22 protein-coding genes are annotated in these 25,542 nt (G+C 54.9%); 14 read left to right on the forward strand and 8 right to left on the reverse strand.

Annotated features, from left to right (window positions below; translation table 11 throughout):
* Nucleotides 1-80: 80 nt before the first annotated feature.
* The 5 genes from gad to EY643_RS01020 all read left to right on the forward strand — a co-directional run bounded on the left by gad (nucleotide 81) and on the right by EY643_RS01020 (nucleotide 5,059).
* Entirely contained in the window at nucleotides 81-1,478 is a 1,398-nt protein-coding gene (gene gad, locus EY643_RS01000) for a glutamate decarboxylase (protein WP_152660449.1), read from the forward strand.
* A gap of 94 nt (nucleotides 1,479-1,572) precedes the next feature.
* Entirely contained in the window at nucleotides 1,573-2,397 is an 825-nt protein-coding gene (locus tag EY643_RS01005; protein ID WP_170287220.1) for a DUF302 domain-containing protein, read from the forward strand.
* A 29-nt stretch (nucleotides 2,398-2,426) separates the two neighbouring features.
* On the forward strand, nucleotides 2,427-2,819 hold the full coding sequence (locus EY643_RS01010) for a DUF4345 domain-containing protein (protein ID WP_152660451.1): 393 nt from the start codon (nucleotides 2,427-2,429) through the stop codon (nucleotides 2,817-2,819).
* A 163-nt stretch (nucleotides 2,820-2,982) separates the two neighbouring features.
* Entirely contained in the window at nucleotides 2,983-4,140 is a 1,158-nt protein-coding gene (locus tag EY643_RS01015) for a GGDEF domain-containing protein (protein WP_170287221.1), read from the forward strand.
* Between the two features lie 100 nt (nucleotides 4,141-4,240).
* Nucleotides 4,241-5,059, forward strand: coding sequence for an SDR family NAD(P)-dependent oxidoreductase (locus tag EY643_RS01020; protein WP_152660453.1), 819 nt, complete (start codon nucleotides 4,241-4,243; stop codon nucleotides 5,057-5,059).
* A gap of 90 nt (nucleotides 5,060-5,149) precedes the next feature.
* On the opposite strand, the gene EY643_RS01025 is transcribed toward EY643_RS01020, so the two are convergent.
* Together EY643_RS01025 and EY643_RS01030 are read right to left on the reverse strand one after the other, a co-directional pair.
* Entirely contained in the window at nucleotides 5,150-6,553 is a 1,404-nt protein-coding gene (locus EY643_RS01025; protein ID WP_152660454.1) for a glycosyltransferase family 2 protein, read from the reverse strand.
* Nucleotides 6,550-7,743, reverse strand: a complete 1,194-nt coding sequence (locus EY643_RS01030; protein WP_152660455.1) for an FAD-dependent oxidoreductase — start codon at nucleotides 7,741-7,743, stop codon at nucleotides 6,550-6,552. The genes EY643_RS01025 and EY643_RS01030 overlap by 4 nt, the downstream gene beginning before the upstream one ends.
* Before the next feature lie 280 nt (nucleotides 7,744-8,023).
* Between EY643_RS01030 and EY643_RS01035 the strand changes: the two genes are divergently transcribed.
* The 5 genes from EY643_RS01035 to EY643_RS01055 all read left to right on the forward strand — a co-directional run bounded on the left by EY643_RS01035 (nucleotide 8,024) and on the right by EY643_RS01055 (nucleotide 14,152).
* Nucleotides 8,024-9,490, forward strand: coding sequence for an SGNH/GDSL hydrolase family protein (locus tag EY643_RS01035; protein WP_152660456.1), 1,467 nt, complete (start codon nucleotides 8,024-8,026; stop codon nucleotides 9,488-9,490).
* A gap of 110 nt (nucleotides 9,491-9,600) precedes the next feature.
* Nucleotides 9,601-10,122 (forward strand): DUF4760 domain-containing protein, encoded by a 522-nt coding sequence (locus EY643_RS01040; RefSeq protein WP_152660457.1) that lies wholly within the window; start codon nucleotides 9,601-9,603, stop codon nucleotides 10,120-10,122.
* A complete protein-coding gene (locus EY643_RS01045; protein ID WP_152660458.1) occupies nucleotides 10,070-11,029 on the forward strand; it encodes an endonuclease/exonuclease/phosphatase family protein in 960 nt (319 codons plus the stop codon). The genes EY643_RS01040 and EY643_RS01045 overlap by 53 nt, the downstream gene beginning before the upstream one ends.
* Before the next feature lie 16 nt (nucleotides 11,030-11,045).
* The gene (locus EY643_RS01050; RefSeq protein ID WP_152660459.1) at nucleotides 11,046-12,863 is read left to right on the forward strand and encodes a phospholipase D-like domain-containing protein; all 1,818 of its coding nucleotides are present in this window, start codon (nucleotides 11,046-11,048) and stop codon (nucleotides 12,861-12,863) included.
* Nucleotides 12,864-12,961: 98 nt separating this feature from the next.
* Nucleotides 12,962-14,152, forward strand: coding sequence for a DUF418 domain-containing protein (locus tag EY643_RS01055; RefSeq protein ID WP_152660460.1), 1,191 nt, complete (start codon nucleotides 12,962-12,964; stop codon nucleotides 14,150-14,152).
* 58 nt (nucleotides 14,153-14,210) lie between these two features.
* Here the strand turns inward: EY643_RS01055 and EY643_RS01060 are convergent, their stop codons facing one another.
* Nucleotides 14,211-15,707, reverse strand: coding sequence for an aspartate ammonia-lyase (locus EY643_RS01060; protein ID WP_240732788.1), 1,497 nt, complete (start codon nucleotides 15,705-15,707; stop codon nucleotides 14,211-14,213).
* A gap of 167 nt (nucleotides 15,708-15,874) precedes the next feature.
* Between EY643_RS01060 and EY643_RS01065 the strand changes: the two genes are divergently transcribed.
* Nucleotides 15,875-17,203: an anaerobic C4-dicarboxylate transporter family protein gene (locus EY643_RS01065; protein ID WP_152660461.1), complete on the forward strand. Its 1,329-nt coding sequence runs from the start codon at nucleotides 15,875-15,877 to the stop codon at nucleotides 17,201-17,203.
* A gap of 3 nt (nucleotides 17,204-17,206) precedes the next feature.
* Here the strand turns inward: EY643_RS01065 and EY643_RS01070 are convergent, their stop codons facing one another.
* On the reverse strand, nucleotides 17,207-18,724 hold the full coding sequence (locus EY643_RS01070; protein ID WP_205743118.1) for a hypothetical protein: 1,518 nt from the start codon (nucleotides 18,722-18,724) through the stop codon (nucleotides 17,207-17,209).
* Between the two features lie 321 nt (nucleotides 18,725-19,045).
* On the opposite strand from EY643_RS01070, the gene EY643_RS01075 reads away from it, so the two are divergent.
* Both EY643_RS01075 and EY643_RS01080 read left to right on the forward strand, forming a co-directional pair.
* Nucleotides 19,046-20,035 carry a metallophosphoesterase family protein gene (locus EY643_RS01075; RefSeq protein ID WP_152660463.1) on the forward strand — a complete coding sequence of 330 codons (990 nt, stop codon included), beginning with the start codon at nucleotides 19,046-19,048 and terminating at the stop codon, nucleotides 20,033-20,035.
* Between the two features lie 64 nt (nucleotides 20,036-20,099).
* Nucleotides 20,100-20,882, forward strand: coding sequence for a PliI family lysozyme inhibitor of I-type lysozyme (locus EY643_RS01080; RefSeq protein ID WP_170287222.1), 783 nt, complete (start codon nucleotides 20,100-20,102; stop codon nucleotides 20,880-20,882).
* Here the strand turns inward: EY643_RS01080 and EY643_RS01085 are convergent.
* Nucleotides 20,879-21,454, reverse strand: a complete 576-nt coding sequence (locus EY643_RS01085; RefSeq protein ID WP_170287223.1) for a DUF4410 domain-containing protein — start codon at nucleotides 21,452-21,454, stop codon at nucleotides 20,879-20,881. The genes EY643_RS01080 and EY643_RS01085 overlap by 4 nt on opposite strands.
* 30 nt (nucleotides 21,455-21,484) lie before the next feature.
* Nucleotides 21,485-21,916, reverse strand: coding sequence for a hypothetical protein (locus tag EY643_RS01090; RefSeq protein ID WP_152660466.1), 432 nt, complete (start codon nucleotides 21,914-21,916; stop codon nucleotides 21,485-21,487).
* A gap of 101 nt (nucleotides 21,917-22,017) precedes the next feature.
* Here EY643_RS01090 and EY643_RS01095 point away from each other — a divergent pair, with 101 nt between their 5' ends.
* Nucleotides 22,018-23,667, forward strand: a complete 1,650-nt coding sequence (locus EY643_RS01095) for a hypothetical protein (protein ID WP_152660467.1) — start codon at nucleotides 22,018-22,020, stop codon at nucleotides 23,665-23,667.
* Between the two features lie 14 nt (nucleotides 23,668-23,681).
* On the opposite strand, the gene EY643_RS01100 is transcribed toward EY643_RS01095, so the two are convergent.
* The gene (locus tag EY643_RS01100; RefSeq protein ID WP_152660468.1) at nucleotides 23,682-24,287 is read right to left on the reverse strand and encodes a hypothetical protein; all 606 of its coding nucleotides are present in this window, start codon (nucleotides 24,285-24,287) and stop codon (nucleotides 23,682-23,684) included.
* Complete coding sequence (locus tag EY643_RS01105) at nucleotides 24,288-25,367, reverse strand: NAD(P)H-dependent amine dehydrogenase family protein (RefSeq protein ID WP_170287224.1); 1,080 nt, start codon at nucleotides 25,365-25,367, stop codon at nucleotides 24,288-24,290. It lies immediately after the preceding gene.
* Nucleotides 25,368-25,542 lie beyond the last annotated feature (175 nt).

Raw genomic sequence — 25,542 nt, forward strand, 5'->3', positions numbered from 1 at the left:
ACTGGGCTACTTTCAATATATGCCAACTACGCTAGTCTGTAACAAAACACTCTTCGATACTTAGCCAGGGGAAATTCTCGATGGCGCTGCACAGCAAAGACAGAATTCGGGGCAGGATGGATGATGACATTTACGCCTCTTCGGACCTGAATGGGCCAGTGCCTAAATACCGGATACCCGAAGGCGAGCAGGACCCTCGCCATGCCTATCAGCTAGTGCATGACGAGCTGATTCTTGATGGCAACTCGCGCCAGAACCTCGCCACGTTCTGTCAGACCTGGTTAGAGCCTGAGGTGCACCAGCTGATGGATGAATGCGCCGACAAAAACATGATCGACAAGGACGAATATCCGCAAACGGCTGAAATAGAGGCGCGTTGCGTGCATATGCTGGCCGATTTGTGGGGCGCTCCGGACGTTCTCAACACTATCGGCTGTTCGACCACTGGCTCGAGCGAGGCGGCCATGCTGGGAGGGCTTGCCATGAAATGGAAGTGGCGTTCCAGACGCGAAGCGGCAGGGCTTCCTGCGGAGCGGCCCAATATGGTGTGTGGTCCGGTACAGATCTGCTGGCACAAGTTTGCCCGCTATTTTGATGTGGAGCTCAGGGAGATTCCCCTGGAAGGTGAGCGCTTGATCATGAGCGCGGAAGACGTGCTCAAACGCTGTGATGAGAACACTATCGGTGTCGTGCCCACACTGGGTGTTACTTTCACCTGCCAGTATGAGCCCGTGCAGGCGGTGTGCGAGATGTTGGACAAATTGGAGGCCGAGACAGGCCTGGATATTCCTGTCCATGTAGATGCGGCCAGTGGTGGTTTTCTGGCGCCTTTTTGCGCGCCTGACATCGCGTGGGACTTCCGCCTCCCCAGAGTGAAGTCCATCAATGCTTCCGGTCACAAGTTTGGGCTGGCACCATTGGGTGTTGGCTGGGCGCTTTGGCGGGAGGCAGATGATCTCCCCGATGATCTGGTCTTCGATGTTAACTATCTCGGCGGCAATATGCCGACATTCGCCCTGAATTTCTCCCGGCCGGGGGGGCAGATAGTCGCCCAGTATTACAACCTGATTCGACTCGGCCGCGAGGGCTATCGCAAGATCCACACGGCCTGTTATCAAACGGCCCAGTATTTGGCCAATGAGATCGCTGCGATGGGCCCCTTCGATCTTCTTTACGATGGTGATTCGGAAGCCGGGATTCCTGCACTCTGTTGGCGCTTCAAGCCGGGCTACGATGCGAGCTATTCGCTCTATGACTTCGCTGACCGTCTGCGCGGGCGCGGCTGGCAAGTGCCGGCCTACTCTATGCCGGCCAATCGCACGGATCTGGTCATCCAGCGTATTCTGGTTCGGCACGGTTTCAGCCGGGATATGGCAGAACTGCTGCTGGCGGATATGCGCCGCTGCCTCGCCCATTTCGAGGGGCATCCGGTAAGCACCCCGCTCAATCAAGCCGAAGCCGGTGGGTTTCACCATTAAGTGCGCAAATGATATTTGGAGCGATATGATGCGATGTGCCAGTGTTGTTTTTGTTCTTCTCTGGGCTCTCCAGGGATGTTCGGGCGGGGAGCCTGTGCCTGCTGAGAGGTACCAGCAAAGCGACGGATTTGTTACGAAGGCAATTGCCAATATTGAGAGCAACCCCGACCTTCAGCTCGTTGTCGATATCGATCACTCCCGTCTGGGACATGGTGCCGGATCACCCATGCCACCGTCTCGGGTGTTGATATTTTCTGACGCGCGCCTGGAGAGCGAACTTATTCAGCATAATCCATTGGTAGCGCTGGATTTGCCGCTCCGCGTATTGGCTTTCGAATCGTCTTCAAGTCAGAAGAGCAATGTCATCTACAACGCTTTCGACTATGTCGCCTCTAGACATCGGCTCACCGGCGACAATATTCCCGAGCTGGCCGAGCGCTATGGAGAGGCGATGAGCGCAGCTGTGGTTGGATTGCCCCAGGATGCGTTGGCGGTCTTTGCGAATGACAACATGCAAGCCGAGGGAATTGTCACTATCGAGAGCCCGTACGGGTTTAACGAAACTCTGAGCAGAGTCAAGACTGCGATAGAATCGCAGGATGACACAGTCTATTTTGGCGAGGTCGATTTCCAGGCCAATGCCGCTTCAGTGGGCGTCGACTTGATGCCGTCCCATATGATCTTGTTCGGCGGTCCCGGCCCGGGAGGAAAGGCAATGGCAAAGTCTCCGACGCTAGGCCTGGATGCTTTTTGTCAGAAGTTTCTGATCTGGCAAGACCAGGCTGGCGTCGTGCGGCTGTCTTTCAACGATCTGCTTGCGTTGGCTCGTAGACAGCAGGTCTCAATTGCGCCAGCACTCAGGGTTATCAATTTCCGCCTGAACAAGGTCTTCGAGGAGGCATTGCTCGCAGGCGAATAAAGCAAAAGAAGGGGAAAGAGGAAGCAATTATGACTAAAGAAAGTTGGTTTTTAATCGTCGCTGGGATTGGGCTGACGCCTATTGCACTGGCGTATGGTGCCGCTCCCTCTGTGAGCATGCCGATGCTGTATGGTGTCGAGGTCAATGATGTGAGCACGACGCATATCCTCCGAGCGGTGATGGGCCTCTATTTGATGATGGCGCTGTTCTGGCTAGCGGGCGCCCGGAACGCTTTGTTTACACTCCCTGCTTTGTACAGTGTGGTCGTTTTTATGCTTGGGCTAGCCGCCGGTAGGGCACTTAGCCTGATACTGGATGGGATGCCCAGCCCGATGTTGGTAGTGTATCTCTTGTTGGAAATAGGTTTTGGTGTGATCGGCACTATGCTGATCAGGGGGTACAGTGCCCGGCCAGCGGACTAGCCCTTCTGCGCCCGTCGCAGATTCGCTGCCGATGCAGCATCGGAGGCTAGTCTCTACTATAATATGGGTGTCGGTCGAGATGTATTGGTCCTCGGGACATTCACTTTAATCGGATAGAGCGTCAGCAGGGATGATGGAATCGGTGCCTGAACAACAGGGGTCAATGCTGACAGTTTATCTCGGCCTGTCTTTGCTGTTCCTGATTCTGTGTTTTCTCAGCCTCAGATTTCCTGCAGGCTCCCCCCATGAGCATCGTGCCAGACGGTTCATGGCTATTTTTCTGGGAGTTCAGTCTGCCTGGTATCTCGCGTTTTACGCCACGCTCGCCACCAGCGGGGAGAATCGGCTCTACCCGACCTTACAAGATGGGCTGGGCTTTCTGAGCTACACGCTGACCGTGCCCATGTTTCACGCCTTCGCCAATCGGGCAACTCCGAGCTACAACTGGTGGATCATGGCAGGCACCCTGATATTGGCAGTTCCAGTCACTGTCGCGGTCCCAAGCTACATAGATAAACTGCACATAGGTAATCTCGCCACTATCGCCATCATGGCGGTCAACATTAAGGCCATTGGCACGTATATGCGCGTCACCAACAACGTTGCGGCGAGTATTTTGTGGTATCTGGTTTTGTTGTTCGCGTCGCTGCTCTGTCTCCGCTCTCTCGCCCTTTTCGTTGATCCGGGTGTGGCGGTCTGGAACGAGAGTTTCCTCAGTTTCTTGCTGCCTCTGATGTCGCTGTCGGTTACGATTTTGATTCTGGCGTCGGTTGGCTTGACCGCGCAACAGAGCCTGATTCGGCTCGCGCTGCGTGATCAACTTACAGGGCTTCGAAACCGCCATGCGTTAATGGAAGACTACCAGTCCTTTATCAGTCGATTGAGTCGCAGTGGAAATGCTTTTGCGCTGTTGGTCTGCGATATTGATCACTTCAAATTGGTCAATGACAAATATACTCATGAGGCCGGTGACAAAGTTCTTAAAGCTTTTGCTCAGCGACTGAACCGGGTATTGCGTGAGGAAGATATCGCTGCGCGAGTAGGTGGCGAGGAGTTTGTGTTATTGGTGAGTGATGCCAGTCCACAAATTTTGGCGCGTATTTGCGAGCGCCTGCTGGAGGAAGTACGCAGCATGGCTTTCCCTGATATCAGCCCTGATCTTGTGATCACCACTAGTATTGGCGCAGTGCTGGTGGACGATGAGAACATCAAGTTTGAGAGCGCCTTCCGCGCTGCTGACGAGCAGTTGTATGCAGTGAAAGCCGGAGGACGCGATGCGTTTGCCCTGTCGCGCAGTCAGATCGAAAATTCTCAGGGCTAGTGTTGGCCAACCCGGTTCGCAGCGGAGTTAATCTCTACCGCACCAAAATCCTGTTCAAGGCGTATACTCTCTAACTTGTTGATCTTGGAGGCCAAACCACGTGGATCGAAATTTTAAAGACAAGACCATTATCATTACTGGCGCGTCCGCAGGTGTGGGTGCAGATTGTGCCCGAGCCTTTGCTGATGCTGGCGCCAATCTGGTGTTGGCTGCGAGAGGCCCGGAGGCGCTTGCGAACATAGAAACCGAGCTCAGTTCGCGCTGCAAAGTGCTGACCGTGGCGATGGATGTGGCTGACGACAATGCCTGTGTCGAGCTATTACAGCGCGCACAAGATCACTTTGGCAGTGTAGATGTCCTGATTAATAACGCTGGGATGCACGCCCGAGGCGATGTCGAGAAGGTTAGCGGCTCAGACATGGCGAGCATGGTGGATGTCAATTTGCGCGCACCCTTGTTTCTGACCAACGCGGCACTGCCATACATGAGAAAAGCCGGTGGAGGCGCAATTGTTATGGTGGGTTCGCTGGCAGGGCGGACGCCTATGCAGGGCGCTGCGACATACTCGGCCACGAAAGCGGGGCTACGTGCGTTCACCTATGGAGTGCACGACGAATTGCGGGGGAGCGGTATCCATGTGGGCGTTGTGTCACCTGGCCCGATTGATACCGGTTTCATAATGGATGAGATAGATCTGGTCGAAGATATCGTTTTCTCCCAGCCTATGAGCACAGCGGAGGAGGTGGCCGAGGCCGTGCTCAGCGTAGCCAATGGGGAGCAGGTGGAAATTTGCTTGCCTGCCTCGAGTGGCAGGCTGACGACACTGTCCTATCTGTTTGCAGGCTTGCGGCGCAAGATGCGACCCCGGCTCTACGAGATGGGGCGGCGTAATAAGGAAAAATATCGCCAACGCGGTTAGATTCATCAGACCGTAATCTGTGCAAGTATCTCTAACTAGGTATGACGTCACGACCTGTTGTGTACTGCTACTTTTAGCTTTGAATTTGCTTTAGTCACTGAAGAATTTGACTTGCTCAATGCCAAGACCAAGGTGGCGTTGGTCATCGGAAACCCCCTCCGCGGCAGGAGACGTCGCATCTGGCAGGCCGAAGCTAATTTTTGAAGTGTGCCCAGGCTCAAGGTCAACGAGAAACTCGGTGTTCTCACCCGCCCGTACTTCAATAGTTATTGCTGGGCCTTCGCCAGTTTTCACCACGACCCTTGATGGCCGATCCTTGGGGAAAGTAGATCCTTTAATTTCAACCCGACTAGCTGACTTTGGTAGATGCATTGTTGCTTCATCTGCGTTGGTCCAGACGCCCCAGTCCTCCTGATGACTCCAGCCATAGCCAAGAAGACCTGTCGCCGATATAGCCTCGCCAGTGATCGTGCTCTGGCCGTGGTTTGTAATTAACTGGTCTAGATCTTCAATGGCTCTCAGGGCTTCCCTGGCGTCGGCAATACCCTCCAACACCGCGGGATGAACAGGCCGCTCAAGACCTGTCGCCTCGGAAGGGTCGTAGTCAAGAGCAGTAGAATCGATTGAGGCCACAGCCAGGAATTCGCGCGCGAAATTGCGAATGCTGACGTCTGTCTGAGGGGTGTCGTAAAAAAACCCACGTTCGCCTCGTGCTACGGCTAGCCGGTCGATTAGCTGTGCAAGGACATGCGGTCGCAGCTTTTCTTCGGCCAGCTGCGAAGCAGTTTGCCACATACCAGCGCCCATCGACATCCAGCCACGTCGGCGCTTCCACTCCGGAAGTCTCTGCCAACGCATAAATGTGTTCGTATCGTGAAGTCGCTTGAAATACATTGCATCCGCAACGCGTATGAAGCTGCCCTGACGGGCCATTCGTGTGAGGAAAACAAATTCCTCTTGGTGGCTTTCGTGGCGAGTGACGGGGATTGGATCCTGGATGTCGGGGAGCCATATTGCTCGCATCACACCCCTTAATGGTTCGTAGCGAATTGCTTCTATATGCTGCATGACCCTGGACAACGGCGCGCCTTGGATGCTCGGAGTAGAGTCGCGTCGAAATTCTGCTCCAAACCATTGAACGTCTGTATATGCGACGGCGGCGTCAGGCCTTGCAGCCAAACTTGTCAGTAGCGCTTCGAGATAGCCAGTGGAAGCGAGATCATCTTGCTGCCAGTAACAGAAAAATTCCCGATCACATGCCTGCATCAGCCAGTTTAGGTTCCCGGGCCAACCAAGCCGATCAGTTTGAACAACCACGTCAATGCGAGGATCGGCGGCGAGACGCCTACAGACCGGAAGTGTTGGGTCATCAGCGCCGTCGACGCTCATAACGAGGTGAAAATCTCTATGGGTCTGCGCCACAATCGAGCGGACAGTCTCTTCGATGACATCGACGCCACGAAATACCGGCATGGCAATGAAGACCCCGCTCATAATGGAGAGATCCTGTCTGCAGTTTGCAAGGCAAAAAGAGGGGCAGTGGTGTACTTCCCCGTGTCGACTGAATGATACCAGCCGTCCATTGTTATAGGTCCGGTAGAGGAGCGCTTGTGTAATGTGCTTTCAGGGTCATCGACTTCAGTGCTGCCTAGTGCATAGATTACTCCGCCAGCCACTTCGCAGTTCGAGGGTTTTACCTTGTTAGCACCGAGGATTACTGTTGATAGGCCAGCAATTATTCCTTCCTGGATCTGCGAGGCAATTTCTTCAGATGGCGGTTGTGGCCACTGTGGAGGCTCAATGTCGGATGTCCATCCCCTGCGCCCTGCTGGGTACCACGAGAGGTAGGTAGATTCGCCGTATCGCACTACATCTCCAAAAGGTCCCAGAACGATTGTGGCTGACTGGAAAGCGACCGGCGCACTAGCGCCTAGTCGGAGAAAATATTTCATGCGGAAGTTCCATGGCTCGGTTGGCTTGATGCCGAGCGTTGAATCAATCGCTAGCCTACCAGCCCATGCGCAGTTAACGACATGGTCGTATGGACCGTATATCAGTTTGGACCCGTGTTGGTCCAATGTCCTCAATGAGCGTTCATCTCTGTCTATCGAGTTGACTTTGGCGCCGGCTAGAAATCGAATCCGCGGTTCGTTTGCAATTGCTTTGACGAGAAGGTCTGCCAGCGCATGGGGGTCTACCGCTCGTTCGTCGGTACGATAGACTGCTGCTACAGTGCTGCCATATCTGTTTTTCCACTCCCGTTCCGGTAGAGTTACGGCCTGCTGTAGTGTTCTCTGGCCCAGATAGTTCCAGTTGTCAGTGCCTTGAATACGTCGATCGATTTCGCGATACGCTGCATTCAGTGCTTCTGCACTCAAAATGCTGTCCTTGTGAATGACGTATTCAAAATGCTCTGATACTGGCACCTGATCAAAGTCTGGGCCGACCCAGCGGCGGAGAAGCGGTGTAAATACCTTGGCACCAGATATCATTAAATCGGCTGTTGCCATGCAGGGGTCGTTCGCATAAACATAGCCGAGGTGAATTTTCCCCTCGGTGTGTCGTGAGCTGCCATTGAGCGGCTGGTCTTCCAGGTCGAAGAGATCAACTTCGATGCCCCGGCTAGCGAGCTCCAAGGCTATCGACGTGCCCTGAATGCCGGCACCAATAACTGCTGTTTTCATTTGAATCTCGATTGCTCTCTGAAGTGCACACCGGGTAATAGGTATGTGCGGGGCGATTGTAGAACACTTCCTTGAAATGAAATACGTCTGTCTTCCATTGAAAAAGGCTGAAAAAGAAGCGAAAGTCTGTCTACGCAACACTCAGGAAGTGTGTGAGGTTGGCACATGATACATTCTTGATTGGGTATTGGCCTTAACTGGAGCGCAGGTATTGTTCTCAAAATTCCACCATCTAGGGTTGGTTTTTGCCTTGGTTTCCGTTTCCTGCTCTGGGAACAGGGTGGTCACGGTAGCTGATCCGGTAGATGACAGGCCATTTGTCTGGAAGGTGCAGTGTGAATCTTCACTAAAGCCCAGGGTCAAGCCAGGGGATGATCCTGAAACTGCAGTAGCCAAGGGTTGGATTGTCGCGCGGACGCCTGGTGACTATGAGATAAGTGTCCTCGGCCGAATGGAGGATGGATTTCTCCAGGTCGAGGAGGTTTTAAGCGATGACCCCGACTGGAGCCTGGATCAGACCCAGCCCTATGTGCACCTTCGCAAGGTGTGTCGCGACACTCTTTCGAACCGAAGAAATGGAGGGCTTTATCGGCCAGGTCTGGTGAGAACGTCGCACGAAGATTCGGGTGTCTACACTTCGCTGGTTTTTGATGAGTGGTCAGAGCGCGATCATGTTACGCGGCTGGTCATTTTCGGCGACAGTCTCAGCGATACGGGACGTCTCAAGCGGAGATTGAAAATGGTGCCGCGCCCGCCTTACTGGGTGGGTCGATTCGCCAACGGCCCGGTCTGGAGCGATTATCTGGAAGTATCAGCGCAGCTGGCGGTGCAAAACCATGCCCGTGGCGGAGCGATGGCTACCCAGCGCGAGCCCATGGATAGCGAGGAGCTGATCCAGCGGATCTATACGAACGGACAGTTTTTTGTCAGCGGCAGTATCACCCATCAGATCGATGGGTATACCGCCAATGATGTAGGCGACAGTGGGGTTGTTCGTGCCGATGCATCTGTGGCGATCTTGTGGGCGGGGGCGAATGACTATATCTCCAAAGAAGCTTTTGACAGTTCTATAAGCTTGCTCTTGAGCAAGCCGTACGCAGAAGATGGCTATGCGAGTATTGTCTCGAAAGTGACTGATGCCCTGGAGCTTAATCTGGCGCAGTTAAGGGAGCTGGGCTTCAAGCGCATGATGCTTGTTAACCTCCCTAACCTCGGCCTGACGCCTATGGTGCTCCAAAATGATAGTTACATGGTTTCGCGCAAGTACGAGAGTGAGGAGGCGAGGCTGATAGATTTCTCGACGCGGCTTGCAGAGCTAACGCGGCGGCACAATCAGGAGCTGGTGACTATGGTCGACAGATTCCTGGCTGATTCGCCAGGCGTGGAGGTGATTGTGATGGACGCTGATGCGGCGTTCGCCCAGGTGACCGATCCTGAATTCGGCGGTGACATCCTGGGGTTTGATCTTGAATCCAGAAAGGTGCAGGTTGAATTTGAGGGCCGCGAGGTGGCAATTCAGAATCAGTGCTACTCCGGAATGACGATGGGCGTTTTTTCGCCAACTGCGAATGTCTGTGACGAGGCATCGCGCGCTGTCTTCTGGGATTTAGTGCATCCCACCACATTCTTCCACTGCTGGATGGCCTACATGATGGGGGATTTAATGTTCAATGAGGGCTGGATCGGGCCGATGCCGCCTTTGGAAGAATACCGGGGGTGGTGCGAGATGGTAGCGGATGCCTATTGATCGGGTGACAGATCATTCAGCCAGACCACGATCATCGTTCATTGCCCCACCGCTAACATTCAGGCAACTGCTACACTTTGAAGAAATAACTTGGATTCTGGTGGCATCACATGACAGATATTCCCTTGTCCACCTGGGCGGCCATGGCCGAAATTATCGGCGCCGGCAGCATCATTACAGGGCTTCTTGTCGTACTGTTTCAAATACGTCAATTCAGGGTTCAGCAACGCAATGCCGTGGCGATCAATTTGGCCCAAACCTTTTATAGCCCCGACCTTGCACAGGCGCTCAGCCTGATGCAAAACGTGCCGGATGGGATCAGCCTTGCAGAAATTCGGGCTCGTGGCCCTGAGTATGAGCAGGCGGCTATCACGGTGTGCACTTCTTTCGAAACCATGGGGTTGTTGGTACACGAAAAGATTGCGCCGATGGGCCTGGTGCTGGATCTTGCCGGAGGGATTGTATCCACGATGAGTCGAAAGCTGGCCCGTTGGCAGGAGGACCTGCGAGAAGAACAGCAACAGCCTTCCTGGGGTGAGTGGTTCGAATGGTTAGGCGACCAGGCGCGAGCGATCAAGCATGAGCAGCCGCCGGCGCACATCCGCCTGGACCAGGGGGCTGGCGGCAGTTGATGACTATAACTCGCTGCCGGCCGCTCGCGTAATTCCCATGACCTGCTTCGTAAAGACCGTGGTTTTCGCTCTCCTGACCGCTGTGCTGTCGACCAGTGCCCTGGCAGCCGAGTATGGCTGTCGAGACGGCTCCTTTCCCGATGCTGTGCATGAGGGAGAAAGCTTGCGCCTGGCCACGCTGAATGTCGCACATGGAAGAGGTGATGGACTCAACCAGTTGCTGATTGGTCGGCGCAAGATAGAGCGAAATCTCGATAGTGTAGCCATGATGTTGGCCGATGTGGCTGTCGATGTAGTGGCTTTGCAAGAGCTCGATGTGGAGTCGCTCTGGAGTGGGAATTTCGATCACGCTGAGCGATTGATGACGCAATCGCCGCAGGATTGTGCGGTGCTGGGCCTGCACGCCCAGACATGGCTGTACCGCTTTGGCACCGCCATTCTGTCTCGTCTGCAACTCACTGATCCCGTAGTGACAACGTTCGAACCTACACCGCCGACGACTACCAAGGGATTGGTCGCCGCTACACTGAACTGGCGTCGGGGAGATGAGGTGGTACCGGTGCGTCTGGTGTCGGTGCATCTTGATTTCTCTCGCCGTTCGGCTCGCAGGAGGCAAGTGGGCGCTATCATCGAGGCCGCGAAGAGTTCCAGTGAGCCCATGATTGTCATGGGTGACTTTAATGAACAATGGCACAGTGAGGACTCGATCGTACGCCATCTGGTTGAGGAGGCGGGTTTGATTGCTTTTGAGCCTGAATCCAAGGCGCACCCAACCTATAAGGCCAAGCGGCTCGACTGGGTTTTACTGTCTGAAGAACTGGAGTTCGAAAGCCACCAGGTGATGGAAGAAGTTGTATCGGATCACCGTCTGGTGGTGGCACAAATTCGCTGGCGCAAAGAGCAATGATAGAGGGGAGTACGTCATGAGGTTTAGCCTGCTGTTCCTGGTCGTATTCCTTCACGCCTGCGCCACAACCGATATTCCCGCAAACCAGTGTCCGGCTGACCGGCAGGCCCTGGAAAATTGCCCGCCGCTGGACGCAGTCGACGATCCAGAGCTTAACGCGTGGTACGACGCACGAACTCGCTTGCCGCCCAAGTTCGAGGGAAGAGACTCCCTGGAGCTGGGAATAGAAGCGCAGATCCCGGTCCAGAATGCCCGTGCCAAATTGCTGGGAAGCAGCGAAGTAGAGGCGATCCGCTCTCTTACAGTCAAAATACATATGGTGGAGAATGCCCGCCATAGTATCGACGCGAGCTACTACATTTTTCAGGATGATCTGGCGGGGAGAGCCCTGCTTGGCGCGATGTGTGAAGCTGTGCAGCGTGGCGTCGATTTGCGTTTAATGGTCGATTCAATTGGTTCTGTTACTCTCGACAAGACCTGGCTCCGCGCGCTGCACAGCTGCCAGATAGGCGCGGGGTTTGTGCGGAATTCCACGGGCGAGGTCACCAATCGTCGGGCGCGAGTACAGATCTTCATCTTCAATGCCTTGAGCAAGTCACCGATTACCGCCAACCGGAGGTCGCACGACAAACTGCTGGTGGTCGACGGTTTTGTGCCGGAGAGGGCCATCGTGATTACCGGTGGCCGCAATGTTTCTCTGTCCTACTTCGGCATCCTTGAAGACGGCTCACCGAACCCGGATACCTACAACGATGCTGAAATCCTTCTAAGACCGGAGTTGGGGGTAGAAAAAGAGAGCACGGTAGGCGAAGTCGCTGAAGTCTATTTCACATTGCTTTCTCTGTACAAAAACAATAAGTACCTGCGTTCAAAGCAATTTCTGACCGGCACCGACTTATATCTGGACAGGCGTAAAGCCTTGTCTCGTTCACTGAGCGAATTGAAGTCGCTTGAGAGTTTGAAACCTCACTTCGAAGCTATGCCTGACTACCTGGAGACCGAATGGCGAGAGGCCGATGTGCGGCTGGCCCATGAATTCGCAAATCTCAGTAACGAAACGGTGGTGACGGAGGCGGTGGCGAACCTTACCAATAATCCGAACTCCATCATGTATTTGCTCGAGCACTCCAGGGAAGACAATCGCAATAGATCGGAGTCCAGGGTGGTATCACCCTATTTGTTTCTAGCACGCTACTACGATAAAGAGGGCAATCTACTGCTGGATGAAGCGGAACGGGTTCTCGAGTGGCTTGCGGAGGACCCGAGCCGCAGTTACGAGATGATCACCAACTCAGTGTTAACCTCGGATAATGTCCCTGCACAGGCCATCGTCGATATGGATATGGCGCCGCGGATGTTGCTGGATGATGATCATAAAGAGGGTTGGCTGGCGCACGCCGAGGGAAGTGAGCTTAGTGCCGAGTTGGTCGGAAGCGAAACCTGGGCCAACCTGGTCAATCACCCGCAGCTCAAAATCTACGAGACAGGCCGTCTGGACGATGCCTATTTCGGTGGTGACAAACACTATGGCAAGCTGCACTCGAAGTATCTTCTGGGAGATGAGGTCGGTTTTATTGGCACCGCGAACTTCGATTACCGCTCTCGCCTTTTTAACAATGAGATGGGATTCTTCTTCGAAAGCCCGGAGTTGGCGCAGGATCTTATTGAAGATTTTGAGCTGTTGAAGAGCGAGTCCTACCACTGGGGTACACCCGAATGGCTTGATATGCGGCGTCAGTTGATGGAGGGCAAAGGACTGAAGGCTGGCGCAGTGCGCAATCAACGCAAGGTCTTCAATGTTTTGCGTAAGACCAAGCTGGAATACCTCTTCTAGCCAAAAAGGTCTCTGCATCCAGTGGCTGCCGGCCAGGCGGCGCCCAGTATTGCGTGTTAGTATCTCGCGCTTCAAGACTCAGAAGATTTGACCCCGGTTTGAAAGCAAGCACTTCCCGTATACACGTCATCGATGCCATTCGTGGTTTCGCCGTGCTGGGTATTCTCATCGCCAATATCCAGAGTTGGAGTGGATACAAGTTTATCCCCTTCGACGTTGTGGCAACGCTACCTTACTTCCATCTGGACGCGCTGTTCCTGCAGCTCCATGAAATTCTGGTGGATGGAAAGTTCTACGCAATATTCTCAATATTATTTGGTGCTGGATTCGGCATTCAGTACGAAAGAAACCGGGAGAAAGGACCTGCATTTATCAGCAAGTACCGCAAGCGGACCGGTTTGTTGCTGATCTTCGGTATCGTGCACACGCTGTGCTGGTCGGGTGACATTCTTGGCCTTTACGCTCTATTGGCTTTTGTTTTAGTGATGCTCAGGAAAATCGCCGTACAGCATCTCTTGCCCGTAGCGGTGGCACTGCTGCTGTTTTTTCTATTGCCGCAGGTTCTTGCCTCGGTGTTCTATGAGCATCCCGCTGGTGTTGCGAAGGTCGCTCTCAAGACCTTCCCCGATGCAACGCCACTGGAACTAACGGCGTCGTTTGGTACTGGTGGCTGGGCAGATGTCCTGCGGATGAACCTGCATAACATTTACTGGCGCTGGCACGATTTTCTGCCTAATGGTCGTATTTCTCGGGTGCTTGGGTTGTTCTTGCTTGGTTTTTATCTGGCCAGATCGGGCTATTTCACCTCAGGTATATACAGCAAAAGTCGACTGGCGGTGTTTCTTTCAATCGGAATACTGGCAACTGCGACAGCGGTGTCTACTGATACGAATATCACGCAGTGGGCCGTGTCCTCGCAGGACGTGATCTTGAAAGGCGTCCTGGTCCTGGGGCAGATATGCCAGGCCATGGCCTACATGTCGATGCTGGCGATGATATACGCCAGTACCCGCGGAGAAAGCCTGCTGAGCCCCTTCACCCTGATCGGCCGGATGGCATTTACCAGTTATCTTCTACAGACGGTGATTGGCATGACGCTATTTTATGGCGTCGGATTTGGCTATTGGGGCAGCATGGGCCTGGCCCAATTGTGGTTGTTGGCGCTGCTGATCTACACGCTGCAGGTGTTGTTCTGTGCGCTCTGGCTGAAGTTCTACCAGAAAGGACCGGTCGAGTGGCTTTGGGCATCGTTGACGGCGGGTAGAATGGCAGCGAATCGACGGTCATGAACTCAGGCCGATCTCCGTGAAACCGGCCTTTGAGTTCTAGAGGCGGCCCTCTTTGGTCCTAGCGGCGGTACTTCTTCTTGTCCAAACCGGTAAGCGCTGCTGGGTCGAGTATTTCGTTGACCTGCTCCTCGGTCAAAATATCCTGTTCTCTGATGATCTCGAGAATACCCTTGTTGGTGCGATACGCCTCAGCCGCGAGCTCGGTAGCGCGCTCATAGCCAATCACGGGATTGAGAGCGGTCACGATACCCACGGTGCGCTCGATATACGCTTCCAGGGTATTTTCGTTAACGGTGATGCCATCGACGCAGCGTTCACGCAGGGTCTGCATGGCGTTGCCCAGCAATCGCTGGGAATCGAGAATCGCAATGGCTTCCAGCGGCTCGTAAGCGTTGAGTTGTAATTGACCGTTGCGAGCGGCAAGGCTGACTGACACATCATTACCAATCACCCGATAGGACACCAGATTCATCAGTTCCGCGATCACCGGATTGACCTTGCCCGGCATAATAGACGATCCGGGCTGCATGGGCGGCAGGTTGATCTCACCCAGGCCCGCCCGCGGGCCGGACGACAGGAGAATCAGGTCGCTGGAGATCTTGGACAGCTTGATTGCGAGGCTGCGCAACGCGGCTGACTCGGCAACGAAAGCGTGCTGGTCCCAGGTTGCGGCGAAAAGATCATCTGCGAGAGTGATTGGCTTGCCGGTCTGTTTCGCCAGGTGTCGGGTGGTCTTCTCGGCATAGCCCTTGGGGGCGTTGAGACCTGAACCAATCGCAGTTGCGCCCATATTGATACTGAAGAGGGGCTTCTCGGCATCGCGTAAAAAGGAAATCTCGGTTTCCAGTGCTGCTGCAAAGGCGTGGAATTCCTGTCCCAGGGTCATCGGAACAGCATCCTGCATTTCGGTGCGCCCCATCTTCAAAATGTCGATGAACTCATCGCCCTTGTTTCTGAAGGCCTCGATAAGGTTCTCGATCTCTGCGACAAGTTTGTCATTGTTCTGGAAGATGGCGACTTTCAGGGCAGTAGGATACGAGTCGTTGGTCGACTGGGACATATTGAGGTGGTCGTGAGGCTCAATGATGTCGTATTCACCTAACTGATGGCCGGTTAGTTCTAGTGCCACATTCGCCATCACCTCGTTGACGTTCATGTTGGTCGAGGTGCCTGCGCCGCCCTGGTAGGGATCGATGGGGAACTGGTCATGGTAGTTGCCGGCTATAATGGCTTCGCCAGCCTTGATGATCGCGTCGCGTACTTCCCTGTCCATCTTTCCGACGTCGGTATTGCCCTTTGCCGCGGCCATTTTGGTGTGGGCAAAACCGGCAATGAGTTCCGGGTAGTCACTGATCTGGCGGCCAGAAATTTGGAAATTCTCGAGGGCACGCGCGGTTTGTACTCCATAGTATGCCGAGGCCGGGACCGCTTTCTCGCCGAGCAGGTCATGCTCGATACGCATTTTCGGGGCGGTTTCGGAAATTGCCTGGACGCAGACCGCGCTCATCCCAACGACCAGAACGGAATTGCCCAGTGTACGGCGCCAGTTTTTCATCGATAGTTACTCCTGTGTCCATGAAGGTCGCTAGAAAGTATAGACAGTCCTGCGACGGCCACGGTACTTTTCACGGCTTGACCCCCCGAACACCGTTTGCGATGCTGCTGGCGCAACGATTGCCCAGCGTCAGCTTATTCACTCCCGGGTAAAGGGAAGGGGTCTCCATGTTAGTGTTGGAACTCGGCATACTTCTTACCTGCATTTTGCTGGGGGCTCGCCGCGGTGGTATAGCCTTGGGAACCATCTCGGGCATCGGGCTGGTTATCTTTGTCTTCCTCTTCGATATGCCTCCCGGCCAGCCGCCCGCTGTTGTGCTCGGAATGATCCTCGCGGTGATAACCGCACTTGCGATGATGGAGGCAGCCGGTGGCCTGCAGTTCCTGGTGGAGACTGCAGAGAAGCTATTGCGGCGTAATCCCTCGCGCATTACTTTTGTTGCCCCGCTAGTCACCTACCTTTTGATATTCGGCGCCGGTACCCAGCACGTCATTTACTCGCTGTTGCCGGTGATTGCCGAGGTATCTCGCAAGGCAGGTGTGCGGCCTGAGCGACCACTTTCTATTAGCGTTATCGCAGCGCAGCAAGGCTTGATAGCCTCACCGATCTCTGCTGTCAGTGTTGCCCTTGTGGCAGCGCTGGCCGGTTTCGAGGTTGGGCTTGCAGACATTATGATGGTGGTCATACCGGCGACTCTGGTTGGGCTCGCCGTTGGCACGCTATCCGTTGCCTGGCGAGGTGCGCCACTTGCCGAAGACTCGGACTATCAGGCGCGATTAAAGGACCTTGGCATTGATACTGAAGCGACGGCGGCTCCTCTGGCAGGTAAGGCTCGGCGCCGGGGCGCCGGCGCCTGTGCTGTGTTTCTGGTATCCGTTGCGCTAATTGTTATCATCGGCATATTTCCTGAGCTCCGGCCCGTGCATGGCGCTGACAGCGCCGGGGTGCCGCTGCAAATTGATATGGCCGCCGCGATCATGGTGATCATGCTGGGCGCGGCTGGCCTGGTAACCCTGCTGTTCGATGCCAGTCCTGCGCGTGCGATGAAAGGTGAGCTGATGCGCAGCGGACTGGTGGCGATAATTTCCATTCTGGGCGTGTCCTGGCTGGGGGCGTCATTTTTTGCAGCCAACGAGGTGCAGATTATTGCTGCCATTTCCTCGGTCATTGAGACCAGCCCATGGCTTTTTGCGCTCGGCTTGTTCGTCCTCAGTATTCTGTTGTTCAGCCAGGCCGCTACGATCGTGATTCTGGCGCCTATCGGCTTGGCACTGGGCCTTCCACCCCACCTGATGGTTGGGTTGTATCCTGCAGTGAACGGCAATTTTTTCTTGCCCACCTACGGCACAGTATTGGCAGCCGTTTCATTCGATAGAACCGGTACCACGCGTATCGGGAAGTATGTGCTCAATCATAGTTTCATGCGCCCGGGCCTGGCCGCGACTTTTTCAAGTACCCTGACAGCGCTGGCTTTGAGTCAGTGGTTGCTAGGCTGATTCTCAGCAGTCAGTCGTCTCTTCGATTGCTGCCTGCGGTTGCAAAACAGAGCTCACCGACAGATCAAAGCGTAGTGCACCCGCCAGACACCGCTCTCTCAGCTGGGTGCCCACCTCTATGCCCCGCTGAACGATGCCACTCGCTTCTCCGGCAGACAGTCGGTAATTTTGCCGCACAGCCTGGGCAATGGGGCCCGATTGTTCGAAATCGGCCGCCAACGATGTGATGCGTCGGTACAGGCCAGGGTCCATGTGGTGCCAGCTGTCGAGCATTCCGGTGCGACGGGCGTAGTTGGCATAGCTTGAGCGTACACCGGCATCATTGTCATTTAGTACGCTGACCTGCAACTTTGTAGCGGTGGATGCGTCCGGCTTTGATGGGCTTTGATGCAGGGCCTTGCCTTCGGTCCAGAGCCAGCGCCATTGGTAGTCGATATTGCCGATGCGATCCTGTTGCCGGAGAATCGTATCGAGGATAACGATCTCCGTGATTTCATGCATCCACCAAGCTACCTGCGCTGGCGAGATGGTTTCTGGTAGTGCCTTCGCCATGGCGGTATCTGCGCGCGCCTGTTTCAACCCTGAAACGATTGCTTGGGATAGTGGCAGATCGGTCCGCAATGCGAGGAATGGGGCTGTCTGTTGGAAGTCCCGGTTTTGACCGTCACCCCAACCCGATTTGCGTGTGCCGTTTACTTCAGGCCCGTAGCGATGGCCGCTTTCCAGCAGTAGGACCCCCCAGAGACTCTCGCCATCAGTGCTTATGATTTCTCTGCTGTGGCTGTAAGCGGGAGGATTCGAGAGCGCTTTGTCCATTTCCTGCCAGCCGGCGTGGAGCATTGTGAGTCGCTTCGAATCACTATAATTCAAGCCGGGACCCACAACTCTTTGTCGATAGGCGGATACGGGAAACTGCGCCATTACGGCGACAGGCACCTGTATCCGTGTCTGCAGCAGTCGACTCATGTGGTAGTAGAGCAGGGAGGCGGGCGCAAATGTTCCGCTGGTCTCACGCCCGTTCATACTGTTCTTGAAAATAGCGAGCTCGCGGCGAGCCTCGTCTCTGGCGTGGCCGCCGACTTGGCAGATCGCTTTTTCGTAGTCGCTCTTTCTGCCTTCCCAGGCGGTCGTGGTCAGGTCGTAGATCAATGCGCCCGGGCTGGTGCTCCAGGTTTTGGGGCAGATCGCAGTTGAGGTGTTGGTGAAATCAATGCCGCAGAAGGCGTCTTCTTCTGCACTGTCCCCGGGGGCAAGCGCTTCAACAAGAGGGGCAGTCTTGATGCATTTCATCTCTAGCGCAGACTCGGCTTCTGCTTGCAAGCCGATGCTTTGCAAGCAGATAAAGACACAGCTTGCCCGCAAGATGGTACGGCGAGTGATCCCGTTGAGCATGATGCTGTCTCCCTGGAGGGAAGATGGGTGGAAAGCGCCAAAAGAATACAATAGTTGCCGGGCTTGTTCTATTTTTACCCTGAAGGGAAAACTGCCATACTCGGGCAAATCCATATAGAAAATATTCACTGTGGAATACTTGCTAGCGCCGTTGGTCATATTTCAGCAAATACCTCTGTTGGCCGTATTGGTCGCGTTGCTGCTTCTTATAACCCTGCTTGGTAAGACGCAGAGAGAGATACCTCGGCCAACCCGTCTGGTGGTTGCTAGCGCTCTCTGCTGGGTCGCATATGGGGTATGGGAGTACCGCGTACTCGTTTGGTCTGAGACGGTTATCGCTCCGATCAGAGTGGACCTGTTGGTGATCTACCCGCTTCTGGCCCTTCTCACGGTGTGGTCGCTGCTCGCAATCTGGCGTTGGCGTAAAGCACCTGAGGGAGGTGGAAGCTGATGCACGCAAGAATCGGCACACCCGTTTTTCTAGCCGCTCTATTTTTGACTATCTGCTGGCCCAGTTTTGCCAGAGAGCCACTTGAGATAGTTATCATTTCCGACATTAATGGCCGTTACGGTAGCACTGGCTATCACAGGCGTGTTGCGGTGGCGGTTAGCCAGATTATCAGCCTTGAACCGGATCTAGTCATCAGCACCGGTGACATGGTCGCGGGGCAGCGGCCTTCGCCAAAACTGCAGCGGCTGGAGCTGGACGCCATGTGGGACAGTTTTCACCAGACGATAAGGCGTCCTCTGGAGGCAGCCGGTATCCCAGTGATAATGACCCCCGGAAACCACGATGCCTCCGCCTATCCTGGTTTCGAGGGAGAGCGGGCGGCCTATGCTGACTACCATCGTGCTCATCCGCCTACTGTGACCTTAGAGCCCGGTGGATTCTTTCCGTTTTACTTCTCGCTGGAATTTGGCGGACTGTTGCTGGCTTCGCTGGATGCAACGCGCAGTGGTGAACTGCCTGTAGAGCAGCGGGATTGGCTGCGAGCCAAATTGCAGGGTGAACACCTGGCAGCGCCCAAAATTCTATTCGGCCACTTGCCTATGCAGCCCATTGCTTCCGGCCGAGAGAGCGACGTCATAAATGATACGGCGCTGGAGCAACTGCTTCAGCAGAGTGGCAATGTGAGTTATCTCAGCGGGCATCACCATGCGTATTATCCGGGCCAGCGGCAGGGTATAAACATGTTCAGCATGGGAAACCTTGGCGGTAACCAGCGGAAGTTGATTGATGGTGGCAACGCTACCGGTTTCAGCTTCGCCCTAATGCGAGTTGACTCACTGGGAGTGGCAACGATAAAGGCATTCGCTGGGCCGGGTTTTGAGGACACCGTGCCGATCACTTCGTTGCCAGCGCAATTAGGAAATGGAGATCATCAACTTACTCGTTATAGAGGGAGTAGCGGTAACTTGGAGAATGCTCTGGATGAATAGAATAGCCTTCGTCGGAATAGTAATAGTATTGGGAATGGCGAGCGCAATGTCGCAGGCAGACTCGATGCGTGCTAGATGTGGATTTTCTGCAACAGCAGACGCCTCGCCAGCGAGCAACGCTTCTTGCACCTTTTCTCAGCGTCAGGGTTTTATCAGTGTAAGAATTGACGGAGGAAGAGATTTCGAGTTTTCACCGACAGGTGATGCGCCTGGAAACTACGTCGATCAACAGGGTAAATCCGTCTATCGCCTGGCAGGGCTCGGTGATGCTGGCCAGTTATTCAGACTGCCTGATTCCCACTTGTATGTTTTCTGGGATCGCGATAGCTGGCGTTGCGACAGGCAGCAAATCGCAACTCCCGGGCAGTGCACCCTACGTCACGACGCTCTGGGTTTTGACGTTGAGGTGACGGGTGAACGCAGTCTTAGTGTTCGGTCCACAGGGTTGTCACCTGCCGCTGATGAGTTGCTCGCAGAGTTGGACGGCACGGCCTATCAGGCCGAACTCGCTGATCTCGACGCCGACGGCTGGCCCGAAATCTATGTTTATGTCAGTTCAACGGGTAGCGGTAGCTACGGATCCCTGATCGCCTTTGCAGTAAACCAGGGAAAGTCACTCTCGCCCATTTACCTGCCGCCATTGAAGCAAACTCCGGAGGCGGTAAAAGGCTATATGGGGCACGACGAATTTGCTGTGGTAGAAAATAATCTGGTACGACGGTTCCCGATTTATGCGGCTAGCGACACGAATGCAGCGGCCAGCGCGGGAACGCGGCAACTGCAATATCGCTTGGAGAAGGGCGAGGCCGGCTGGGTTCTGGCAGTAGATCGAGTTGTTGAGTTCTAGTTGAGGCCGGCCCAGTTGATGAGGAATTTCGCCACGCGCTCCCCGAGAACCTCAGCACCCTTGTTACCTTGCGGGCCGCTGGCTCCCCAACCCAGGCCGTTGCGGCAGTCCGCAAAGTCTGCGAGTTTTTTCCCCGCTGCGTCGGTCAGTTGTCCAGATATACATACCTTGCTCTCGCCGGCACCAAGGCCAACCCAGACTCGCAGGTTCTGGCTGCCTGGATCCAGCTTGGTGAAATGACCGGTTAGGTTCATCGCGTTTTCTGCGGGCCCTTCCTTCGACTCATCAAGCGTTACGGCGGTAAAGCCGGAATTTCTAAGAGTACTTACGATGTCAGTGGCCAGGAGATGCGGGGCGGATTTGGCCATGGCCTGCGCTGTATCTTCAAATTTGGGGTTTCCCAGGTCGGCATCTGCCGTGCCGAAGGGGTGAACATGGATAGGCGCGGCTGAATCGATTTTGTCTATGTAAGTGTTTGTGTAGTCCATGTTGCCCTGGGCGAAAATACTCTGGCTCAGAGTGAGAGAAACAAGAGCGGCGGGGCCAATGAGACGAATTGTGCTTCGGGTCATACTGTTCATTCTCCAATGTTGGCAATCACATTAGTAACCGCGGGTCGGAAAACCGTTCTCCGGGGTACAGGTGTGGCAAACGTGGCCGTCGGGGTCGCGCCACTTCGCAACGTGACGGTCATAATAGAAGCCGCCGTACTCACCCTTGTAGTGCTCGCTTTTCTTGTGGTGATGGGAGTGTTTCAGGTGGGTATGTATTTCCACGCCCTTGAAGTGACCATCGTGGAACTTGCAGCTGCCAGTGGCGGTCTGGCCATCCCAGTGTATTGTCCAGAGCAGGTTGTGGTGATGGTGGCCATTCTGGGAGAACCCGGCCATCGGTATGTCCTGGAATTCCGCGGTTTCCGTCATGACTGCATTTTTGCATCTAGCGGCGTGATCCCCATGGTCAGAAGCTTGTGCGGCAGCTGCGGCGCAGCTTGCTGCCAAAAGGGCGACCCTGACAACAGTAGTGATGTTCATGTGGAACTCCTTGAGTTGAGCGAAGCGATATTTGATAGAAGGATAGGTAAGATACTCCGGTATTGCCACCCCTGATCATGTCGGCTTGGAGCGAGTGAGAAATGACAGAGACAGTATGCATGCGGCGCACTATCAGCATGACGATTCTATTCTTCTCAGCGTGTTTGGCTGCTTGTGGTGCGCGAGACACTGAGTCGCAAATTCAGCAGTTCTGTAGCACCTTGACAGAGGTAAATTCGGGCAGTGTCGATACGGTCGGGCTGAGTGAGCTCGACGGGCATACTGCTGTGGCTCTGGTGTTGCTGGAGAATTCGCCTCCCAGTTTAGCGAGTGATCTGGAGCGTATACACCAAACCGTGGGAGCCTGGGCCCGTTCGATAAGCGAGGGTCACTCGATGGTGGATACCTTTGACTTGTTGTCTGCCCCCGAACTCATCGGGAGCGAAGGGCGGGTGACTGACTTTGCTGCGAACCACTGCGACATCGATCTGGGCGGCCCCCAATGGATTGAGGCTCCTCCGCCATCGTCCGAGCAGTTGTGCCCTGCCTGGCCGCGCGTCGGCACGCCCCTTACCTTTAATCATTTCCCTAATCTTCCGGATATCGCGGGCTCTAACTACTTCGCGCAAAATTTTCTGATCTCGAAATTCGCGGCTATGCTGGGAATTGAGACGCTCAAGGGAGCCTTCGTGGTCGAACCTGGGGGGAGGGTAGTGTTTCGCGGTCAGTACCCTGAAACACGCTACTTCGCTTACCACCCCAATGATATGGACCTGAATAATCTGGAGACACTTAGGGATGAGAATCTGGAACCAGATACTGGCAGTGTCAATCCTTTCCGGGAGATTGCTTCATCGCTGGCCGAGAATCGTTACTCAGCGACATTGGTGTTTGGGCCGCAGCCGTCCCGCCCCGAGCCAAATACCAGCTACGTAGGTTTGCGCAAGGACGGTATGTCTGACAACAGTTTTGTGATCAACATGTTGAGGATGTATCACGTTGACAGTGGCAACGGCCCTGGATCTGGTGGAGTGCCGCTGCCCTCGTTAAGCATCTACGACGCCGAGGGTGAATTGACACTGCACTTTGAAGAGTGCGATATGTTCGCGCCCGGAAATGCGCCGGTGAGGACAGAGCAAGTCTTTCCAGCGCTCCCTGTCATTGATCATAGAGCGCGAAACCCTGCCCAATGGACGACCTCGTCAAACTTCGATGGCCCCTCCGACCTCATGGCCAATAGCGATGTGCAGTATCTGGCCACCCACTATAGCGAGTTGTTTGGCCACATTTTTGTTGTTCGCGGGAAGTACCTGACGCAACCGAATACGCGGAACGGTGAATCGCCAGCAGCCGAGGGTAAAGATGTCAGGCTGTTCAATTTGTGCACCTACAATTTTTGGAATGGCGGTGCCAGCCACTGCCTCTTGGGTAACCAATTGCAAAGGGATCCAGAGGGTTTTTACACTCTGGTGATATCGAAGCATGCGGATAAGCCGGAAAATTTGCAGGCCACTCACGCAAGCTGGATGGATTGGGGGCCTTACATGGACGGCCAACTGCAATACCGTTTTGTGTTTCGGGACAATCCGATTGTCGCTGCCATTGCCGCAGCGGCTGATGGAGGATCAGTCACCGAAGAAATAGAGCCCTACGTCCCGGCGGCTGTGGCTTGTGATCGAACGACCTATGAATCCGGTGGGTGGAGGGCATGCTTCGAGAAGGCGGGTATGGATAAGGTTCCCTACATGTAACCGACATTGCGTATTCAGGTGAGAACCGCCAGGCAGATCAAGCCGGTAACGGCACTGCCAGTGGCGGCCTTTCCCAGCACCGCCGGTGTGATTCCTGACAATTCCTGCAGTGGATTTTTACTCTTTCGTGTTCGGAGCAGTACCGGCCATTCAATGATTGAGCCAAAGGCGAAACTGGCAGCAGCACCTGCAACGAGGGCAGCGCGTCCGGTGGAGTCAATATCGATGGCCTGGGATATGAGCAGAAGGGCAGTCGCCCCGCCCAATGTGCCTGCGATGCTCATTGTATAAAACTGGCCCAGTCCATTTTTCTCGAAGTCCCAGTCAAACACAAACAGGCTGGGCTTGGCACTGAGCTTATAATTGGCCGAAGTCAGCTTTGCGCCGAAATAGTGGAACCATTCGTGCACGAGGTTAACCGTCAGAAAGCCCGCTGCGAGACCAGTGATTACGCTCAGTAGTGACGCCATTGACCAGCCGGTAAGTTGGTACCAGCCATCTGCCGCTGCAAACATGGAAAACACTGCCACCCAGGCTGCGAGATGAACCCCAGCCTGTTTCATCAATACTGCTGTCGGAGTCTCAGCCAATGCCCTGAATTTCTCTTCTGGGTTTTCCATTCAATCTGCCCCCTGCAGCTGCGCTGCCCCGGTAATGCGGGGTAGGTCGAGCACGGTGACGATGCCTGGATTGGCCTCGCACACCGCCGGGATTGCGTTGACCAGCCAGGCGGCAGCGGATGCGTTGCCACCTCCGCCAGCACCCGCTTCGACCGAATCGTCCCCGTGGACGCTGACCTGCAGCCTGGGGCTACCGGTGATAATAACCTGATGACAGCCTTGGCCGGACTCCGGGTACGGCCAGTCTGGCGCGCAGTCGTCGTCGATCCGGGTGATGTGTTCCAGCACGAAGAGGGGCTTGCCCTCGGAGTGGCCGACTACCTCGAAACGGAAAGCGCCTTGCGTACCCGTCTCGAACAGGCCCATGCCTGGCACATCGACGCTCTTCTCCAGAGCACGGCGCTCAACGTTTACCGCGATGCGTTCCACCGGCTTGCCCAAGGCCCGGGCCACGAGTTTGATCATGGGGGCCCACACCATCTCAATGGCGAAGTCGTGCAGCATCAATGGCAACTCGTCCATTGACTGGCCGAAGCCGATAACCTCGCGTACCACCTGTGGTTGGTCATACGAGGCGTAGTTGAAAACTTCGCGCGTGCGTATCTCGGTGATATTGGCGACAGCGCCCGACAGCACAACCGGTAGCATGTCCATGACCCAGCCGGGATCAATGCCTGAGACGAACAGCGACGCACCGCTCTTTTTACAAGCGTCTTCAATGGGGGCTAAAGCCTCCTGGGGAGTGGAGGAAGGGTCGAGATAGGCGTATAGACCGGGGGCCACGACACTGATGCCAGCCTCGAGGCAAGCGGTCACGTCTGCAATGGCCTCGACCGGCCGGGTATCCGCCGTCGCGCTATAAATCACCGCATCGGCACCGCCGCCGATGGCAGTCTCCCAGTCACGGGTTGCGAGAACACCACACTTCTCGACGCCGGCGATACTGCCAGCGTCCAGATTCTCCTTGGCGGCGCCAGAGACGATAACAGCGCTGAGTTCCAGGTCACTGTGGGATAGTACAGCCCTGATGGCCGGGCGACCGACATTGCCTGTGCCCCAGACAAGTACGCGCTTTTTCATAGTGAACCTCATCGTTATTATTTTTGTACGTGGTCACAGATCATGGAGATCAATGTCAATTAACGCAACAGCGACGCCCCACCTGCGAAACTAATCCGGAGATCCGCATATATTTTCGACCCACCGGGGAGGAATTCCAGAGATTTTATGTGGCAAGTGATCCGATTTGCGGGCA

The organism is Halioglobus maricola (assembly GCF_009388985.1).
Classification (GTDB): Bacteria; Pseudomonadota; Gammaproteobacteria; order Pseudomonadales; family Halieaceae; genus Halioglobus; species Halioglobus maricola.